At 64.4% G+C, this 18,236-nt stretch carries 14 protein-coding genes; 6 read left to right on the top strand and 8 right to left on the bottom strand.

Annotated features, from left to right (window positions below; translation table 11 throughout):
- Window positions 1-130 precede the first annotated feature (130 nt).
- From ptsP to EXN22_RS23290, 3 genes are read left to right on the top strand one after another with little or no spacing between them, the layout of a single operon-like run.
- Window positions 131-2,989 carry a phosphoenolpyruvate--protein phosphotransferase gene (ptsP, locus tag EXN22_RS23300; protein WP_130266272.1) on the top strand — a complete coding sequence of 953 codons (2,859 nt, stop codon included), beginning with the start codon at window positions 131-133 and terminating at the stop codon, window positions 2,987-2,989.
- Complete coding sequence (gene pfkB, locus EXN22_RS23295; RefSeq protein ID WP_130266271.1) at window positions 2,989-3,939, top strand: 1-phosphofructokinase; 951 nt, start codon at window positions 2,989-2,991, stop codon at window positions 3,937-3,939. Before ptsP ends, pfkB begins: the two co-directional genes overlap by 1 nt.
- The gene (locus EXN22_RS23290) at window positions 3,936-5,672 is read left to right on the top strand and encodes a PTS fructose-like transporter subunit IIB (protein ID WP_130266270.1); all 1,737 of its coding nucleotides are present in this window, start codon (window positions 3,936-3,938) and stop codon (window positions 5,670-5,672) included. The genes pfkB and EXN22_RS23290 overlap by 4 nt, the downstream gene beginning before the upstream one ends.
- On the opposite strand, the gene EXN22_RS23285 is transcribed toward EXN22_RS23290, so the two are convergent.
- Window positions 5,673-5,903 carry a DUF3820 family protein gene (locus EXN22_RS23285; RefSeq protein WP_130266269.1) on the bottom strand — a complete coding sequence of 77 codons (231 nt, stop codon included), beginning with the start codon at window positions 5,901-5,903 and terminating at the stop codon, window positions 5,673-5,675.
- Between the two features lie 204 nt (window positions 5,904-6,107).
- Between EXN22_RS23285 and EXN22_RS23280 the strand changes: the two genes are divergently transcribed.
- A complete protein-coding gene (locus EXN22_RS23280) occupies window positions 6,108-6,584 on the top strand; it encodes a PA2169 family four-helix-bundle protein (RefSeq protein ID WP_130266268.1) in 477 nt (158 codons plus the stop codon).
- Here the strand turns inward: EXN22_RS23280 and EXN22_RS23275 are convergent.
- The 7 genes from EXN22_RS23275 to EXN22_RS23245 all read right to left on the bottom strand — a co-directional run bounded on the left by EXN22_RS23275 (window position 6,581) and on the right by EXN22_RS23245 (window position 16,488).
- Window positions 6,581-8,074, bottom strand: coding sequence for a GGDEF domain-containing protein (locus EXN22_RS23275; protein WP_130266889.1), 1,494 nt, complete (start codon window positions 8,072-8,074; stop codon window positions 6,581-6,583). The genes EXN22_RS23280 and EXN22_RS23275 overlap by 4 nt on opposite strands.
- A 204-nt stretch (window positions 8,075-8,278) precedes the next feature.
- A complete protein-coding gene (locus EXN22_RS23270) occupies window positions 8,279-9,610 on the bottom strand; it encodes an OprD family porin (protein WP_130266267.1) in 1,332 nt (443 codons plus the stop codon).
- A gap of 207 nt (window positions 9,611-9,817) precedes the next feature.
- The gene (locus EXN22_RS23265; RefSeq protein ID WP_130266266.1) at window positions 9,818-10,033 is read right to left on the bottom strand and encodes a hypothetical protein; all 216 of its coding nucleotides are present in this window, start codon (window positions 10,031-10,033) and stop codon (window positions 9,818-9,820) included.
- Between the two features lie 158 nt (window positions 10,034-10,191).
- Window positions 10,192-11,574, bottom strand: a complete 1,383-nt coding sequence (locus EXN22_RS23260) for a heavy metal sensor histidine kinase (RefSeq protein WP_130266265.1) — start codon at window positions 11,572-11,574, stop codon at window positions 10,192-10,194.
- The gene (locus tag EXN22_RS23255) at window positions 11,549-12,223 is read right to left on the bottom strand and encodes a heavy metal response regulator transcription factor (RefSeq protein WP_130266264.1); all 675 of its coding nucleotides are present in this window, start codon (window positions 12,221-12,223) and stop codon (window positions 11,549-11,551) included. The genes EXN22_RS23260 and EXN22_RS23255 overlap by 26 nt, the downstream gene beginning before the upstream one ends.
- Window positions 12,224-12,232: 9 nt before the next feature.
- Window positions 12,233-15,325: a multidrug efflux RND transporter permease subunit gene (locus EXN22_RS23250; protein ID WP_130266263.1), complete on the bottom strand. Its 3,093-nt coding sequence runs from the start codon at window positions 15,323-15,325 to the stop codon at window positions 12,233-12,235.
- The gene (locus tag EXN22_RS23245) at window positions 15,322-16,488 is read right to left on the bottom strand and encodes an efflux RND transporter periplasmic adaptor subunit (RefSeq protein ID WP_130266262.1); all 1,167 of its coding nucleotides are present in this window, start codon (window positions 16,486-16,488) and stop codon (window positions 15,322-15,324) included. The genes EXN22_RS23250 and EXN22_RS23245 overlap by 4 nt, the downstream gene beginning before the upstream one ends.
- Window positions 16,489-16,886: 398 nt before the next feature.
- Between EXN22_RS23245 and EXN22_RS23240 the strand changes: the two genes are divergently transcribed.
- Window positions 16,887-17,435, top strand: coding sequence for a fimbrial protein (locus EXN22_RS23240; protein ID WP_130266261.1), 549 nt, complete (start codon window positions 16,887-16,889; stop codon window positions 17,433-17,435).
- Between the two features lie 57 nt (window positions 17,436-17,492).
- Complete coding sequence (locus tag EXN22_RS23235) at window positions 17,493-18,236, top strand: fimbrial biogenesis chaperone (RefSeq protein ID WP_130266260.1); 744 nt, start codon at window positions 17,493-17,495, stop codon at window positions 18,234-18,236.

The raw sequence follows: 18,236 nt of genomic DNA, 5'->3' as shown, positions 1-18,236 counted from the left end.
AGATTAAACGTTTCAGCAGGCGATTTTTCTGCCGATCCACTCGCCTGCTCCGGGTTATTGCCGCTGGCCCCGGGCTGAACAATTCACAACAATACCTCAGCACCCACTTGGTGCTGCAAAGGAGAAGGTCATGCTCGAGCTCACCGTGGAGCAGATATCCATGGGCCAGTCGGCTGTGGATAAGTCGGCAGCGCTGCACTTGTTGGCCGAGCGCCTGGTCAGTGATGGCCTGGTCGCCGATGGCTATCTGGCTGGGCTGCAAGCCCGTGAAGCGCAGGGCTCGACCTTTCTTGGCCAAGGTATTGCCATCCCCCATGGCACCCCCGAAACCCGCGAGCTGGTGCATGCCACGGGCGTGCGCCTGTTGCAGTTCCCCGAAGGCGTGGACTGGGGCGACGGGCAGATCGTCTACCTGGCCATCGGCATTGCTGCCCGCTCCGATGAGCACCTGCGCCTGCTGCAACTGCTGACCCGTGCCCTGGGCGAGACCGATCTGGCCGAAGCCCTGCGCCGCGCCAGCTCCGCCGACGCCTTGCTCAAGTTGCTGCAGGGCGCGCCGCAAGCACTGGCGCTGGATGCGCAAATGATCGGCCTGGGCGTGCCCGCCGAAGATTTCGATGAGCTGGTGTGGCGTGCCGCGCGCCTGCTGACCCGCGCCGAGTGTGTCAGCCCGGGTTTTGCCGGGGTGTTGCAGCAGGTCGAGCCGCTGCCGCTGGGCGAGGGTTTGTGGTGGCTGCACAGCGAGCAGGCGGTGCGCCAGCCGGGCCTGGCCTTCGTCACCCCGCAACAGCCGCTGCGCCATAACGGCCAACCGTTGCTGGGGCTGTTCTGCCTGGCCAGCCTCGGTGCTGCCCATCAGGCGTTGCTTGAGCGCCTGTGCACGCTGTTGATCGAAGGCCGCGGCCAGGAGCTGTGCCGCGCCACCAGCAGCCGCACGGTGCTGGAAGTGCTCGGCGGCGAGTTGCCGAGTGATTGGCCGAGTGCGCGCATCGGCCTGGCCAACGCCCACGGCCTGCATGCGCGCCCGGCCAAGGAGCTGGCGCAACTGGCGAAAAATTTTGCTGGCGAGATTCGCCTGCGCCTGGTCGACAGTGGCCAGCCTGCGGTCTCGGCCAAGAGCCTGAGCAAGCTGCTCAGCCTCGGCGCGCGGCGTGGGCAGGTGCTGGAAATCATCGCCGAACCGAGTATCGCCAACGATGCCTTGCCCGCGCTGCTGGCCGCCATCGAGGCGGGCCTGGGCGAAGAGGTCGAGGCACTGGCACCTGTCGTTGAGGCGGTCATCGAAGTGATGGCCGAGCCTGAGTGTGTGGCGCCCACAGCTGGCGCGCAGATCCAGGGTGTTGCCGCCGCACCGGGCATTGCCAGCGGCCCGGCGCATATCCAGGTGCTGCGCGAGTTCGATTACCCGCTGCGCGGTGAGTCGCTGCCGATCGAACGGCAACGCCTGCAGCAAGCCCTGGCCAATGTGAACCATGAGATCCAAGCGCTGACCCAGCGCAGCCCGGCCAAGGCCATCCGCGAGATTTTCATCACCCACCAGGAGATGCTCGCCGACCCGGACCTCACCGACGAAGTCGACCAGCGCCTGCGCCAGGGTGAAAGCGCGGCGGCGGCGTGGATGGCGGTGATCGATGCTGCCGCGCGCCAGCAGGAAGCCTTGCACGACGCCCTGCTGGCCGAGCGCGCCGCCGACCTGCGTGATATCGGTCGGCGGGTGCTGGCCCAGCTGTGTGGCGAAGCTGAAGTGCAGGCGCCGGATCAGCCGTATGTGCTGGTGATGGAGGAGGTCGGCCCCTCGGATGTGGCGCGGCTCGACCCGCAATGCGTGGCCGGGATCCTCACCGCCCGGGGTGGCGCCACCGCCCACAGCGCAATCGTCGCCCGCGCCTTGGGCATCCCCGCCGTTGTTGGCGCAGGCGATGCCGTCCTGCTGATTGCGCCGGGCACGCCACTATTGCTCGACGGCCAACGCGGCCGCCTGAGCGTGGCGCCGGCTGCTGACGAACTCGAACGGGCCCTGGCCGAACGTGACCGCCGCGAGCAACGTCTGCAAGCTGCCAAGGCCCGGCGCCTGGAACCGGCGATCACCCGCGACGGCCATGCCATCGAGGTGTTCGCCAACATTGGTGAAAGCGCGGGTATCGAAGCGGTGGTCGAGCAGGGCGCCGAAGGCGTCGGCCTGCTGCGCACCGAACTGATTTTCATGGCCCATCAGCAAGCCCCGGACGAAGCCGTGCAAGAGGCCGAATACCGCCGTGTGCTCGACGGCCTCGACGGTCGGCCGCTGGTGGTGCGCACCCTGGATGTCGGCGGCGACAAACCCTTGCCTTACTGGCCGATCGCCAAGGAAGAAAACCCCTTCCTCGGCGTACGCGGCATTCGCCTGACCCTGCAACGCCCGCAGGTGATGGAAAGCCAGTTGCGCGCCTTGCTCCGCGCCGCTGGCGACCGCCCGCTGCGGATCATGTTCCCGATGGTCGGCCAGCTCGAAGAGTGGCGCCAGGCCCGGGCCATGGTCGAGCGCCTGCGTGAGGAAATCAGCGTCAGCGACCTGCAGCTGGGGATCATGATCGAGGTGCCGTCGGCCGCCTTGCTGGCGCCAGTGCTGGCCCAGGAGGTGGACTTCTTCAGCATCGGCACCAACGACCTGACCCAGTACACCCTGGCCATCGACCGTGGCCACCCGAGCCTTTCGGCGCAAGCCGACGGCCTGCACCCGGCGGTGCTGCAACTGATCGATATCACCGTGCGCGCCGCCCATGCCCATGGCAAATGGGTCGGCGTGTGCGGCGAGCTGGCGGCCGACCCGCAGGCGGTGGCGTTGTTGCTCGGCCTTGGTGTCGATGAACTGAGCGTCGCGGCGCGCAGCATCGCCGAGGTGAAAGCCGAAGTACGTGAACTGAACTTTGAACATGCCCGGCAGCTTGCGCGCCAAGCCTTGCAGCTGGGCAGTGCCAGCGCAGTGCGGGCACTGCTGGAGACCCATTGATGGCCAAGATACTGACCCTGACCCTGAACCCGGCGCTGGACCTTACCGTCAGCCTCGACAGCCTGCAGGCAGGGCAGGTCAACCGCAGCCAGGCGCAGCACAGCCACGCGGCAGGCAAGGGCCTGAACGTTGCCCAGGTGCTGGCCGACCTGGGCCACAGTGTGACCGTGGGTGGTTTTCTGGGCCGTGACAACCTGGCGCCGTTCGAAGCTCTGATTGCCCGCCGTGGCTTTGCCGATTGCTTCGTGCGGGTGGCGGGCGAGACCCGCTGCAACATCAAGCTGGTCGAAGCCGGCGGGCAGGTCACCGATATCAATGGCCCTGGCCCGCTGGTCGATGAACAGGCGCGGCTGGCACTGCTGACTGGCCTTGAGCAGATCGCCCCCGGTCACGATGCGGTGGTGGTCGCCGGCAGCCTGCCGCGGGGCATCAGCCCGCAGTGGTTGCAGATGCTCCTGGCCCGGCTCAAGGCCATGGGTCTGAAGGTGGCCCTGGACAGCAGCGGCGAAGCCTTGCGTGCCGGGCTTGTGTGCGGGCCCTGGCTGGTCAAGCCCAACACCGATGAGCTGGGCGAAGTGCTCGGCAGCGCCGTCAATGACTTTGCCCAGCAGCAGCACGCGGCGGCTCAACTGATCGGCCAGGGCATCGAGCATGTGGTGGTGTCCCAGGGCGAGCAGGGCGTCAACTGGTTCCGCCAGGGCTGGGCCTTGAGCGCCGTGCCGCCCAAGGTCGCGGTGGCCAGCACCGTCGGCGCCGGCGACTCGCTGCTGGCAGGCATGGTCCATGGCTTGCTCAGCGCTGATAGCCCCGGGCAAACCCTGCGCCGGGCCACGGCGATTGCCGCCCAGGCGGTGACCCAGATCGGTTTTGGCATCAACGACCGGGCGCAACTGGCGCAGCTGGAAAACCAGGTGCAACTGAGCGAAGAACAACAAGAGGCTTGCAGATGAACATTGCCATCGTCACCGCCTGCCCCAATGGCCAGGTCTCCAGTGTGCTCAGTGCGCGCCTGCTGGAAGCGGCCGCGCAGCGCTTGGGCTGGAACACCTGCGTCGAAGTGCACGACCCGCAGCAACCCGAGCGCCAGTTGTCGGCAGCGGCGATTGCCGCTGCCGACTGGGTGCTGGTGATCAAAACCGGCCCGCTGGACCTGCGCCGTTTTGCCGGCAAGCGTCTGTACCAGAGCACCCCGGCACAAGCGCTGGCGGATGTGGAAACTTTTCTGCGCGATGCGGCCAACCGGGCTGTGGTCTATCAGCCCGAAGCCGAGCAACGTGCTTCTCCTGTAGAGCGCAGCGCGAAGATCGTCGCGGTCACCGCCTGCCCGACAGGCGTGGCCCACACCTTCATGGCCGCCGAGGCCTTGCAGCAGGCGGCGCAGCAACTGGGCTACCAGCTCAGTGTTGAAACCCAAGGCTCGGTGGGGGCGCGCAATCCTCTGTCGGCAGTGGCCATTGCCGAGGCCGATGTGGTGTTGCTGGCCGCCGATATCGAGGTGCCCACCGCGCGCTTTGCCGGCAAGCGTATCTATCGCTGCGGTACCGGCGTGGCCCTCAAGCAGGCCCAGGCGACGTTGAACAAAGCCCTGGCCGAAGGTCGTGAGGAGTCGGCGGCGCAAGGTACAAACGCAGCCCCGGCCGGCAGCGAGAAAACCGGGGTGTACAAGCACCTGCTCACCGGCGTGTCGTTCATGCTGCCGATGGTGGTGGCCGGTGGTTTGCTGATCGCGCTGTCGTTCGTCTTCGGTATCGAGGCCTACAAGGAGCCCGGCACCTTGCCTGCCGCCCTGATGCAGATCGGTGGCGAGGCGGCGTTCAAACTGATGGTGCCGCTGCTGGCCGGTTACATCGCCTATTCGATTGCCGACCGCCCGGGGCTTGCGCCAGGGATGATTGGCGGCCTTCTGGCCAGCACCCTGGGCGCGGGTTTTATCGGCGGTATCGTCGCAGGCTTTCTCGCCGGTTACAGCGCCAAGGCCATCAGTCGCTGGGCACGCCTGCCCAGTAGCCTGGAAGCGCTCAAGCCGATCCTGATCATCCCGCTGCTGGCCAGCCTGTTCACCGGTCTTGTGATGATTTATGTGGTCGGCAAACCGGTGGCCGGCATGCTCGAAGGCCTGACCCATTTTCTCGACAGCATGGGTACCACCAATGCGATTCTGCTTGGAGTGTTGCTCGGTGGGATGATGTGCGTCGACCTCGGCGGGCCGATCAACAAGGCGGCCTATGCTTTCTCCGTGGGGCTGTTGGCCTCGCAAAGCTACGCACCGATGGCCGCGACCATGGCCGCCGGCATGGTGCCGCCAATTGGCCTGGGGATCGCCAGCTTCATCGCCCGGCGCAAGTTCGCCCAAAGCGAGCGCGAAGCCGGCAAGGCGGCATTGGTGCTGGGCCTGTGCTTTATCTCCGAGGGGGCGATTCCGTTTGCTGCCAAGGACCCGCTGCGGGTGATCCCGGCCAGTGTCGCTGGCGGTGCGCTGACCGGCGCGTTGTCGATGTATTTTGGTTGCAAGCTGATGGCGCCCCATGGCGGCCTGTTCGTCATGTTGATCCCCAATGCGATCAACCATGCCTTGTTGTATCTGCTCGCGATCGTTGCCGGCAGCCTGCTGACGGCGCTGGTCTATGCCGTGCTCAAACGCGGTGAAGGGGTGGAGCTGGCGGTACAGCCCGCCAAGGCCTGATCAGCTGCGCGGCCGCGGGTGCTTCTTGCGCAGGGGCACCAGCAGGTCGCTCAGGCCGTTGTGATCGACTTCGTGCATCAGCGCCAGCAGGCCGCCCAGTTCGCCCTTGGGAAAGCCCTGGCGGGCGAACCAGTTGAGGTAGTGACCAGGCAGGTCGGCGATCAGTCGGCCCTGGTATTTGCCGTAGGGCATTTCACGGGTGACCAGCAGGACGAGGGCTTCCGGGTTCATGGCAAACCTGTTGTTGAAGAATGATGAGGCCAACTTACATGCAATCTGCATGAAGGCCAAAGGACAGTTCATGCAGAACGCGTGCAAATCATAAGTTCAATAAATTTCAACTTGTTGAAAAATAACAATATTTAGTTTGTTTTCGGGCTGGCACAAACCCTGCTCCGCTCCCTTGCATCTTCCCTCATGCAAAGGAGCATGGTCATGACTAGCCCCAACAAAGAGGTTGTCTCGGTACTCAATGAACTGATCGAGTTCAGCAAGGACGGCGAAAAGGGTTTCAAAACTTCTGCCGAGGATGTGAAGAACCCGCAACTCAAAAGCTACTTCATCCAGCGTGCGGGGGAGTGCGGCACTGCCGCAGCAGAGCTGCAACAGCAGGTACGCAGCCTCGGTGGCGATCCGGAAACCTCCACCAGCGTCAGCGGTGACCTGCACCGTGGTTGGGTCAACTTGAAGTCGATGCTTACGGGTAAGGATGAAGAAGCGGTGCTCAATGAAGTCGAGCGCGGTGAGGATCATGCCCTGAAAGCCTACAAGGACGCCCTGGATAAGCTGGCCCGCCTCAATTCCCTGCCAGGCAGTGAAGTCTATGCCCTGGTGGAGCGCCAGTACCATGGCGTGCAGCGCAACCATGACCAGGTCAAGGCCTTGCGCAACGAGGCGCGCGCCCGCTCTTAGACTGCGGCTTCGACCCGGTTGCGACCGTTGCCTTTGGCCCGGTAGAGCGCCTCGTCGGCATCGCCCAGCAAGGTCTGCAGATCTTGCTGGGCGCCTGGCGTGTGGCAACCGATGCCGATACTGACGGTGATGGGCGCGCTGTCGTCGCCAAACGGCGGCAATGCCTCGATGGCCGCGCGGATACGCTCGGCCAGCAGGCGGGCGCCGGGCAGTTCAGTCTCCGGCAGTACCACCAGGAACTCCTCGCCACCGTAGCGCGCCGCCAGGTCGGCCGGGCGGCGGATGCTGTTGGCGATGGCCGTGGCCACCTGGCGCAAGGCGGCATCACCGCCGGGGTGGCCATGACGGTCGTTGAAGGCCTTGAAGTGGTCGACATCGACCATCAGTACCGCCAGTGGCCGGGCATTGCGCAGGCTGCGCGCCCACTCCTGGCGTAGTACCTGGTCCAGGCGCCGGCGGTTGGCCAGGCCGGTCAGGCTGTCGGTGGCGGCGAGGGCGGCCAGGCCTTGTTCGGCGCTCTGCCGGCGGCGCAGTTCACGGCCCAGCAGCAAGGTCAGCCAGAGGATACCGATGCACAACACGCCGGTGGCTACGCTGACCAGCACGGCAGTGCGCTGCCACGACTCGAAGACTTCGTCGGCGGAATGGGCAACGATGACGATCAGCGGCAAGTCGCCGACCCGGGCAAAGGTGAACAGGCGTTCTTTGCCCGTGCGCGTGGAAATGCCGGAGAAGGTGCCACTGACATCGGCACGCATGCGCTGAAAGTTCGGCCGGTCGCTGTAGTTGTTGCCGATTTTTGGCTCGTCCGGGGTGCCCGGCTGGCGCACCAGCAGCACGCCTTCGGTGTTCATCAGGTTGATGCTGCTGTCGCTGCCGATGTCCAGGCGCTGGAACAGCGCGCTGAAGTAGGACAGGCGCAAAGCCCCGGCGGCGACCCCGAGGAATTCACCCTTGGGCCCGGAAATCCGTCGGCTGAAGCTGATGCACCAGTCCAGGTCGCCCAGCCGCGCCTTGAACGGCTGGCCGATCAGCAACCCCAGATTGGGGTTTGCCCGGTGCTGCTGGAAGTCGGCGCTGTTGGCGAAATTGGCCTGGCGTGGGATGGCGCTGGTGGAGTCGGCGACCACGTCGCCCTTGGCATCGAGCCAGAGGATATCGCCGCGTACCGGGGCGGTGACGGCCTGACTGAAGAGAATCTGTTGGCGCAGCTCGATCGGTACGGCGAGCAGTTCGGGGCGCTGTGTGGCCCAGATCAGGCCTTGCAGGGACAGGTCATAGAGTTCGACATTGCGCACGATGTCGCTTTCGATCAATTGCACGATATTGCTGGCTGAGCGCGCTGCGGCCTGCTCGACGCTGCTGCGTTCGCGCATCAGCAAGAAGGTGACGATGGCGACGATGGCGAGCACCGCAAGGCAGCTGCCCAGATTGAGGATCAGCTCCGGATGAGACTTGTACAGGGCGGATCGCTGGGATCGGGTGGGCAACGTCATGGTCACTGATGCCGAAGACCGTCTAGAAAGTGCGGTATTACTGCGCGGCGGCCGTATTCTAGGGGCCTGAGGATTGTCGGACAAGGAGTTAATCGCATCTATCTGACGATATGCTGGGGTGTGGGAGCGGACTTGCCCCGCGATTGCAATGGGACAGTCACATCGCATCGCGGGGCAAGCCCGCTCCTACAGGGTTGCTCAGAAGATGTTCAGTGGGTAGTCAACGATCACCCGGTACTCGTCGACATCGTTGTCGATGTGCGAGTAACCCTGACTGCCACGGTGCGAAGCCCAGCGCAGCAGTACCGAAAGATCCTTCAGTTGGCCTTCCTGGAACACGTACTGCAGGTCGAAGTCACGCTCCCAGTGCCGGGCGTTCTCGCCCTCGGCGTTGTACCAGTGGCCGTAGCCGACGCTGTTGGCGTCGACCTTGCTCATGTCCAGCTCACCGCGCGAGTAGGACACCACCGAGGTCAGGCCCGGAATACCGGCACCGGCGAAGTCGTAGGCGTACTTGAGTTTCCACGAGCGCTCGTTGGGGCCGTTGAAGTCCGAGTAGATCTGCGAGTTGTCCAGGAACACGCTGTCGCCCTGGTTGATGTAGTCGAACGGGGTGTTGCCGTTGACCCGCTGGTACACCGCCGTGAGGCTGTTGTAGCCCAGGTTGACGGTGAAGTGCAGGCTGTAGGTGTTGTTGTCGATATGCCCCAGCAGCGCCTGGCCGGTGTCCTGGGTGTGGTAGTAGTGCAGGCCCGGGTTGAGGCTGACCAGGTCGCTGAGCTGCCAGGTGTAGTCGACGTCGAAGTAGTACTGGTTCCAGATGTCCTTGAGCTCGGCCGCGTACAGGCTCGAAGTCAGGTTCGGCACGCCGCTCCAGGCCACGCCGGCCCAGTTCAGGTGGCGGCTGTCACGCTCGTCCGGCAGGTGGCCGTAAAAGGTGTCGATGCGCCGATGGCCGCTCTGGTTGTAGGGCTTGGTGAAGCTGGCCTGGCCGGCTTCGAGCATGACCCCGGCAAAGCTGTTGTTGGTCACGCTGACGCCGCGGAAGGTCTGCGGCAGCATGCGCGACTCGCCACCGGCGATCACCGGGTTGGTGAGGAACAGGTCGCCAGCCTTGAGCTCGGTGTCGAAGGCTTTCATCTTCAGCGCAGCACCGGCGGTAGAGAACGAATCGTGCGCCTTGCCCGGCTCGCCATCGCCCTTGGTGTTGATCGGCAGGATGCTGGAGCCGGACGTACCGCCACCGCCGTCGAGTTTAAGGCCGAGCATGGCGTGGGCATCCAGGCCGAAACCGACTGTTCCCGGGGTGTAGCCCGATTCGAACTTGCCGAGAAAGCCCTGGCCCCATTCGCGGTTGTCACGCACCCCTGGCAGCAACTGGTTGCGGTTCAGGTAGTAGTTGCGGGCGTGCACATTGAGGCTCGACCCTTCGATAAAGCCTTCGGCCTTTTCCTCGTCGGCCTGGGCTGTGAAGGGCATCGTTGCAGCCAATGCAACGAATAGCGGGGTGAAGCGTAAAGCAGTGTTCACCGGTGTAGACTCCTTTGGGGTGAATGTACGGCAGTTTTTATTGTGTTAAAGACGCTCTTGTCATCAACAAACGAGCCAGCGCGCTGGCACTTTTCGACACACGAAAAAAAAGCCGCTGATCGGCAGCGGCTTTGAAAGACAACCGCACAGGCGCTCAAGTCACCTGTGCTGTCGTCGAGGGAGTCAAAGAGGTGGAACGTGGGCCGATCAGCTGTCGGAGTCGTCACTCGCCTCGGCCTTGGAAGCGGTCTGCTCAAGGCCTTGGGCCTGCTCGGCCTGCTGTGCGGCGATGGCTTCCTGAACGACGGCGGCACGCTCGGTATTACGTGCGACAAAAGCCTGGGATTCTTCTGCCATGGCCAGTGGCGACAGCAACAGGGACGACAGGACGAATACGCTGGCAACACCCATACTGTTGGACATTTACAACAACCTTCTTGCTTGGCAAGTGTGAAGTAGGTCTGAGTAAATTAGTCGGAAATGGGTGAGAGAAACAGTTACTTTTAGGATAAGAACTGTTGCGTCAAAGGTAATAGTCATCGCGGGTCATGCGGGAGCGGGCTTGCCCCGCGATGAGCCCCTCAAGCCGGCAACAAGATGCCGAAGGTATTGGCCCCCGCCTGGCTGCGCACGAACACACTGCCGCCATGCATCAGGGCAATCGCCTTGACGATCGCCAGGCCCAGCCCGTGATTGCCACTGCCGCTGTTGCTGCGCGCCGCATCCACCCGGTAGAAGCGCTCGAACAGCATTGCCAGGTGTTCCTGGCCAATCGCCGGCCCCGGGTTGCTCACGGCAATGCTGACCTGGCCGTCCTGCGCCTCGATCCGCACCTGGATTACCTGCTCGGGTAGGGTGTGCTGCACGGCGTTGTTCAGCAGGTTGATCAGCGCCCGGCGCAACTGGGCTTTTTCGATCCGCGCCTGGGCATCGCCACTGACCTGCACGCGGATGTGTGCGTCTTCGAGGATGTAATCCAGGTAGTCGAGGGTGGTCGCCACTTCCTCGGCCAGCGAGCTGCAGGTCAGGGCCGTGGCCTTGCTGCCCTGGTCGGCACTGGCGAGGAACAGCATGTCGTTGATGATGCTGCGCAGCCGCTCCAGCTCTTCCAGGTTCGATTGCAGCACCTCGAAGTAATGCTCGGCGCTGCGCCCGCGGGTCAGGGCCACCTGGGTCTGGCCGATCAGGTTGGTCAGGGGCGAGCGCAGCTCATGGGCGACATCGGCGTTGAATGCTTCCAGGCGGCTGTAGGCTTGGTCGACGCGTTCCAGGGTCGAGTTGAACGCGCGGGCAAACTGCGCAAGCTCCGGCGCCAGGTCAGCCAGTTGCAGGCGTCCGCTCAAGCGTGGCGGGGCCAGTTTCTGTGCTTCAGCCGAGAGCGCCAGCAACGGGCGCAGGCCATAGCGCGCCACCCAGTAACCGAGTAATGAGGCCAGCACCACGCCCAGCACCGACAGGCTGATGATTGCCACCAGCAAGGTGTGTTGGGTGTGCCAGAAGGTCTGGGTGTCGATGCCGATCAAAAAACGCAGGGCCGGGCGATTGCCCATGGCTGGCAGTTCGCTGACCAGTACCTTGTACGGGTAGGGGCTGGCGGCCAGGCGCAGGTCGCGCATGCCCAGCGGGCCTTGGGCAAAGTTGCGGATGTTGGCATCGGGCTGGCCATATTCGAACGGGCTGGCGCCGCTGACCACCCAGAAGCGGATGCGCCGGTCTTCTTCGCTGAGGAGGTTGAGCTTGTTGGTGACTTTCTGCCAGTGCTCACGGGTGTCGTAGCGGGTCAGCGATGACTCCAGCACACTCAAACGCGCCTCCAGTTCTGCCGTAGGCAGCAGGTCGAGGCTGCGGTCGACCTGCTTGTACAGCGCCGTACCAATCACCAGGAACACACCCAGCGCCACCAGGGTGAACAGCGCGCTCAGGCGCAAGGCAATCGAATTAGTCGGCACGGTTTTCCAGAACATAGCCCATGCCTCGAATGGTGTGCAGCAGTTTGCTTTCGAACGGGCCGTCGAGCTTGGCCCGCAGGCGTTTGATCGCCACTTCGACGACGTTGGCATCGCTGTCGAAATTGATGTCCCAGACCAGCTCGGCGATAGCGGTCTTGGAGAGGATTTCACCGTGACGCCGGGCCAGTACGCTGAGCAGCGAGAACTCCTTGGCGGTCAGGTCCAGGCGCTGCCCGGCACGGCTGGCCTTGCGGCTGATCAGGTCGACCCAGAGGTCGGCGACCTGGATCTGTACCGGCTCATGGGCGCCGCCACGGCGGGTCAGGGCCTGCAGGCGGGCCACCAGTTCAAGGAAGGAAAACGGCTTGCCAAGGTAGTCGTCGGCGCCTTCGCGCAGGCCATGGATACGGTCTTCAACCCGCTCTCGGGCAGTGAGCATGATCACCGGCGTCTGTTTGCGCGCGCGCAGGGCGCGCAGCACGCCGTAGCCGTCCAGACCCGGGAGCATCACGTCGAGGACGATCACCGCGTAATCGCCTTCCAGGGCCATGTGCAGGCCATCGATACCGTCACGTGCCAGGTCCACGGTAAAGCCCTGCTCGCTGAGGCCGCGGTGCAGGTAGTCGGCGGTTTTCTCTTCATCTTCGATAATCAGCACACGCATGATCGGTTCTCAACGGGCATCGGTTTGCGCCAGGGTCACGGCCTGCTGGCGCCGGTGGAACAGGCGCTCCAGGGCCAAGTATATGACCGGTGTGGTGAACAGTGTCAGGGCCTGGCTGACCAGCAGCCCGCCGACCACGGCGATGCCCAGCGGCTGGCGCAGCTCGGCGCCGGCGCCCATGCCGAACATCAGCGGCACCGCACCCAGCAGGGCGGCGAGGGTGGTCATCATGATCGGTCGAAAGCGCGTCAGGCAGGCCTGGTAGATCGCCACTTCGGGGCTCAGCCCGTGGTGCCGCTGGGCATCGAGGGCGAAGTCGACAAGCAAAATGCCGTTCTTCTTGACGATGCCGATCAACAGCACGATGCCGATCAGGCCCATGATGCTGAAGTCCTGGCCCGACAGCCACAGCAGCGCCAGGGCCCCGAGCCCGGCCGAGGGCAGGGTGGAGATGATGGTCAGCGGATGGACGAAGCTCTCGTAGAGCACGCCGAGGATGATGTACACCGCCACCAGCGCGGCGAGGATCAGCCAAGGCTGGCTCGCCAGGGAGCTCTGGAAAGCCTGGGCCGCGCCCTGGAAAGTGCCGATGATTGAGTCGGGCATGCCCAGTTCGCGCTGGGTGCGTTCAAGGATTTGCACCGCATCGCCGAGGGCGACACCGGGCGCCAGGTTGAACGACAGGTTGGCCGCCGGGAACAGGCCGTCGTGGGCAATCGACAGCGGCCCGGTGCTCGGCGCTGCGACCTTGGCCAGCACCGACAGCGGCACCATCTCGCCGTTCAACGGTGAGCGCAGGTAGAAATAGTTGAGGCTTTCGGCCTTGCCGCGCTGGCGGGCGTCGAGTTCGAGGATCACCTTGTACTGGTTGGTCTCGGTCTGGAACTCGCTGATCTGCCGCTGGCCGAAAGCATCGTAGAGCGCCTGGTCGATGTCGCTGGTGGTCAGGCCGAAACGCGCCGCGGCCTTGCGGTCGATGTCGATGCGGGTGACGCTGGCGCCCAGTTGCAGGTCGTTGGACAGGTCGCGAAAGGCCGGGTTGGCCTTCAGGCGTTCGGTCAGGCGCTGGGTCCAGAGGTTCAGCGCGGCGCCGTCGTTGCTCTTGAGCACGTACTGGTACTGGCTGCGGCTCGGCCCGGAGCTCAAGTTGATGTCCTGGCCGGCGCGCAGGTACAGGACCACGCCCGGCACCTTGGCCAGTTGTGGCCGCAGGCGGTCGATGAACTCACTGGCCGAGACATCGCGATCGTCGCGATCCTTGAGGGCGATCCAGAAGCGGCCGTTGGCGATGGTCTGGTTGCTGCCGGTGACTCCGACTGCGTGCGAGAAGGCGCGCACCGCCGGGTCGGCCTCGACGATCTTCGCCAGTGCCTGGTGTTTGGCGAGCATGTCCGGGTAGGACACATCGGCCGCCGCTTCACTGGTGCCGAGCACGAAGCCGGTGTCCTGTACCGGGAAAAAGCCCTTGGGGATCGCCACGTAACCGGCCACCGCCAAGGCCAGGGTCAGGCCGAACAGGCCCAGCATCAACCGTTGGTGCGCCAGGGCCTTGAGCAGCCCGCGCTGGTACCAGCCCAGCAGGCGGCCCGAGGTGTCCTGCCGGTGCTGCTGCGGGCGGTGCATGAACAGGGCGCAGAGGGTCGGCGCCAGCGTCAGCGACACCACCACCGATACCAGGATGGTCGAGGTGGCGGTCAGGGCGAATTCCTTGAACAGGCGCCCGACCACGCCGCCCATGAACAGCAGCGGAATGAATGCGGCAACCAGCGAGAAGCTGATCGAGACCACAGTGAAGCTGATCTCGGCAGAGCCCTTGAGCGCTGCCTCGCGGCTGTTATCGCCGGCTTCCAGGTGGCGGTGGATGTTTTCCACCACCACGATCGCGTCGTCGACGACAAAGCCCACGGCGATGACGATGGCCACCAGGGTCAGGTTGTTGAGGCTGAAACCGAACAGGTACATCAGCGCAAAACTTGCCGTCAGCGACACGCCGAGCACGCTGGAAACGATCAGGGTCGCCGACCACTGGCGCAGGAACAGCGCCATCACCCCGATCACCAGCAGCACGGCGATCATCAGGGTGACTTCGACCTCATGCAGCGAGGCACGGATGGTCTGGGTACGGTCGTTGAGCACCGACACCTGCACCGCCGCCGGCAGCATCTGCTCAAGGCCGGGCAAGGCCTCCATGACCCGGTCGACGGTGTCGACGATATTGGCCCCGGGCTGGCGGAACACCACCAGGTTCAGGCCCTGCTGCTCGCCGGACCAGGCCTTGACGTAGGCGTTCTCGGCGCCGTTGATGACCGTGGCGACGTCCTGCAGGTGCACCGGCGCGCCGTTGCGGTAGGAGACGATCAACTGCGCGTATTGCTCGGGGTGAAACAACTGGTCGTTGGTGGCGAGGGTCGACACGCTGTTCTGCCCGTACAGCGCGCCCTTGGCCAGGTTCAGGCTGGTTTGCTGGATGGCCTGGCGCAGGTCGGCCAGGGTCAGGCCGAGGGCGGCGAGTTTTTCTGGCTGGGCCTGTACGCGGATGGCCGGACGTTGTTGCCCGGTGATGTTGATCAGGCCGACGCCGTCGATCTGGCTCAGTTGGCGGGCCAGCAAGGTTTCGGCGTAGTCGCTGAGTTCGTTGGCCGGCATCTGCGCGGAGCTTACGGTGAGGATCAGCACCGGGCTGTCGGCCGGGTTGACCTTGCGCCAGGTCGGCGGGCTGGGCATATCCTGGGGCAGGCGGGCGCTGGCGGTGTTGATCGCCGCCTGGACTTCCTGGGCGGCGGTGTCGATGCTCTTGTCGAGGCTGAATTGCAGGATCAGGTTGGTCGAGCCCAAGGCGCTGCTGGAAGTCATCTGAGTCATGCCGGGGATGGCGCTGAACTGCACTTCAAGGGGCGTGGCCACTGACGAGGCCATGGTTTGCGGGCTGGCGCCAGGCAATTGCGCGGTGACCTGAATGGTCGGGAAGTCGGCTTCGGGCAACGGGGCCACTGGCAGGCGGCCAAAGGCGATGACCCCGAGCAGCACCAGGGCGAAGGTCAGCAGCACGGTGGCGATTGGCCGGTCGATGCACCAGGCGCTGATCGATCCGCGCGGGTTCATGGTTGCACCTTGCCGCTGGCCACGTCTTCTACCGGCGGTGCATCGGCGGCCACCTCGACCTGGGCGCCGGGCTTGAGCCGCGACTGGCCATCGGACACCAGGCGATCACCGGCCCCGACCCCGGCAATGATGTTCAGCACGCTGTCCTGGTACAGCACCTTGACCGGCACGCTGTCGACCTTGTCGCCATTGATCCGGTACACATAGTGGCCATCGATGCCGCGTTGCACCACCTGTGGTGGGACTACCAGGGCTTTCTGCTCCAGCGCCGTCTGCAGTTTCAGGGTTACCAGTTGCCCGGGCCAGAGGCGCGCAGCGGAGTTGGCGAACTCGGCCTTGACCCGGATAGTGCCGGTGTTGGCCGCTACCTGATTGTCGATAAGGGTCAGGTGACCTTCGCCGAGCAGGGTGCCGCCGCTGTCACCATCGCCTTCCAGGTAGGCCTGGACTACGGCCGGGGTTGGCGCGGCGAGCAGGCCTTGCAGGGTTGGCAACAACTGCTGCGGCAGCGAGAACTCGACGCCGATGGGGTCGATCTGGGTCACGCTGAACAGCCCCTGGGCATCGGCGACGCGCAGGAAGTTGCCTTCATCGACAGTGCGAATACCCACCCGGCCACTGACCGGGGAGTGGATCTGGGTATAGGACAGCTGCACCTGGGCGGCGGCGATCGCCGCCTGGTTACCCAGTACCGTGGCCTTGAGCTGGTTGAACAGCGCCTGCTGTTGGTCGAGGGTCTGGCGCGACACACTGTTGTCGCTGCTCAGCAGGCGGTAGCGCTTGAGGTCGACCTCGGCTACCTGCAATTGCGCCTGGCTCTGGCCCAGCTGGGCCTTGGCCTGTTCGAGGCTGGCGCGGATTGCGCGATCGTCGATGGTCGCCAGCAACTCGCCTTGCGTGACCGCCTGGCCTTCCTTGACCAGCAGGCGGGTCAGCAGCCCCTCGACCTGTGGGCGAATCACCACGCTGTGCAGCGACAGCACCGAACCGATAGCACTGACAAAGCGGGGTACGTCCTGTTGCTTGACGCTGACCACGCGTACCGGGATGGCGTTGCTGACGACGGGCTTGTCCTGGCCCGGGCGGTTGAACAGCCACAGCAAGGTGCCGGCCATGGCCACCAGCAGGGTGCAGACAACGAGGGAGCGAGGCTTGATTGGCATGCTTGCAGGGCACCGCGGACATGAGGTCGATACTGAGGGTTATAGCCGCTCGATCAGGTCAGCAGCGTGACCGCTAGCTGACAGCGCTGACAGCTGTCGCGGCAAGGGCCTGTGGCGGGAGCGGCGGTGCGGCGGCCGACTTGCCCCGCGATGCGATGCGGCTGACAGAACGCCATCGTGGGGCAAGCCCGCTCCCACCGGCATGAGAATTTTCCCGGCTTCTTTGGGAAACATAGTTATTTCATTGGGATTTCTCCAGGTCTTTGCCCAAGAGCAGTGAAGGCATAGTGGCCCCCGTCGTGTGCAGCAGGGGAAGCAGGTCGGGCGCCGACCTGCGGGTTGCTGTTGCACGTCGCCACTGTCCAGCGCAAGACGCGCACAACCTATCTGGAGTTGCAATGAAAAAGCTCACGTTCAGCGGCCTGTTCGCCGCCTTGACCCTCGCCGGTGTCACTCAGTCCGCCCAGGCAGCTGATGGCGAAATCAGCTTCGAAGGTTTCATCGTCAACAGCACCTGCGCCATTGAGATCGGCGACAGCACCGGCGGCGTTCGTGGTGTCGTCAAGCTGGGTGACGAAGTACCGACCAGCAGCCTGTCGAGCGCTGGCATGGTCGCCGGTGGTGGTTCGTTCAACCTGCAGGTCAACAGCTCTGACCCAGGCTGCGATGTCTCGGGTAAATCGGCCACCGTCACCTTCCTGCCGGTCAGCGGCTCGGTCGGGCCGAGCGGCCAGTGGCTGGCGCTGGACAGCGTTGCCGGCGCGGCAACCAATGTCGCCGTACAGCTGCGCGACCGCCGCGGGGTGGAGCTGCCAATATCCGAGCCATCGGAAGAGTATGTCGACCTGACCCAACCCATGCGTTTCACCGCCAACTACATCGCCACCGGCACCGCAACACCAGGGCCGGCCAATGCCAAGGCGCTGTTCACTGTAAACATCCAGTAACCCACACCGCCGGTGCGTACCCCGGTACGCACCGGCGGCAGCATCGAGGAAGCAGTCATGCATCCGTTTTTTCGATATGAACGGGGTTTGCGCCTATGCCTGGCAGGTGTGCTGGCCATGCTGCCGGCCATGAGTGCCCAGGCCGGGATCATCCTGAGCAATACCCGAGTGGTGTTCGATGCCAACAAACGTGATGTGTCTGTCACGGCCGGCAACGCCACCGACAAACCCTACGCGGTGCAGGTCTGGGTCAATACCGAAGCCGATGACAATGCTATCGCCGCGCCCTTTATTGCCACGCCGCCGTTGTTTCGCCTGGACTCGATGAAGGAGCAGATGGTGCGCATTGTGCCCACCGCCAATGACCTGCCCCGTGATCGCGAGTCGGTCTTCTACTTCAATGCCCAGGAGATTCCTGCGGCCAACAGTGAGGAGGACGGCACGCTGAAGATAGCGTTGCGTACCCGAATCAAGCTGTTCTATCGGCCCAAAGGTCTTGAGGGCTCGTTGCTCGAGGCGCTGCCCGGGCTGCAATGGGCGTTGCGTCGGGAGCAGGGTAAAGCGCTGCTGGAAGTGCACAACCCTTCGCCATTTCATATCTCGTTCATTCACATCAAGGTCGCTGCCGGCGAGCGCGAGAGCGAAATCGACAAGCCCGTCATGGTGGCGCCGCATTCACGCCGGGTGTACGAGATCGACCCCGGCCTGAACTGGACGCCCCAGAGCGTGGTGTTTTCGGTGATCAACGACCATGGCGGTTTCACCGACCCCGAGCAGGTCAGCCTGAGCGCCGCACGCTGA

The organism is Pseudomonas tructae, assembly GCF_004214895.1.
In the GTDB taxonomy this organism is placed as follows: Bacteria; Pseudomonadota; Gammaproteobacteria; order Pseudomonadales; family Pseudomonadaceae; genus Aquipseudomonas; species Aquipseudomonas tructae.
Note: the sequence above shows the minus strand (reverse complement) of the source record. Positions and strands in the feature narration are given on the sequence as shown.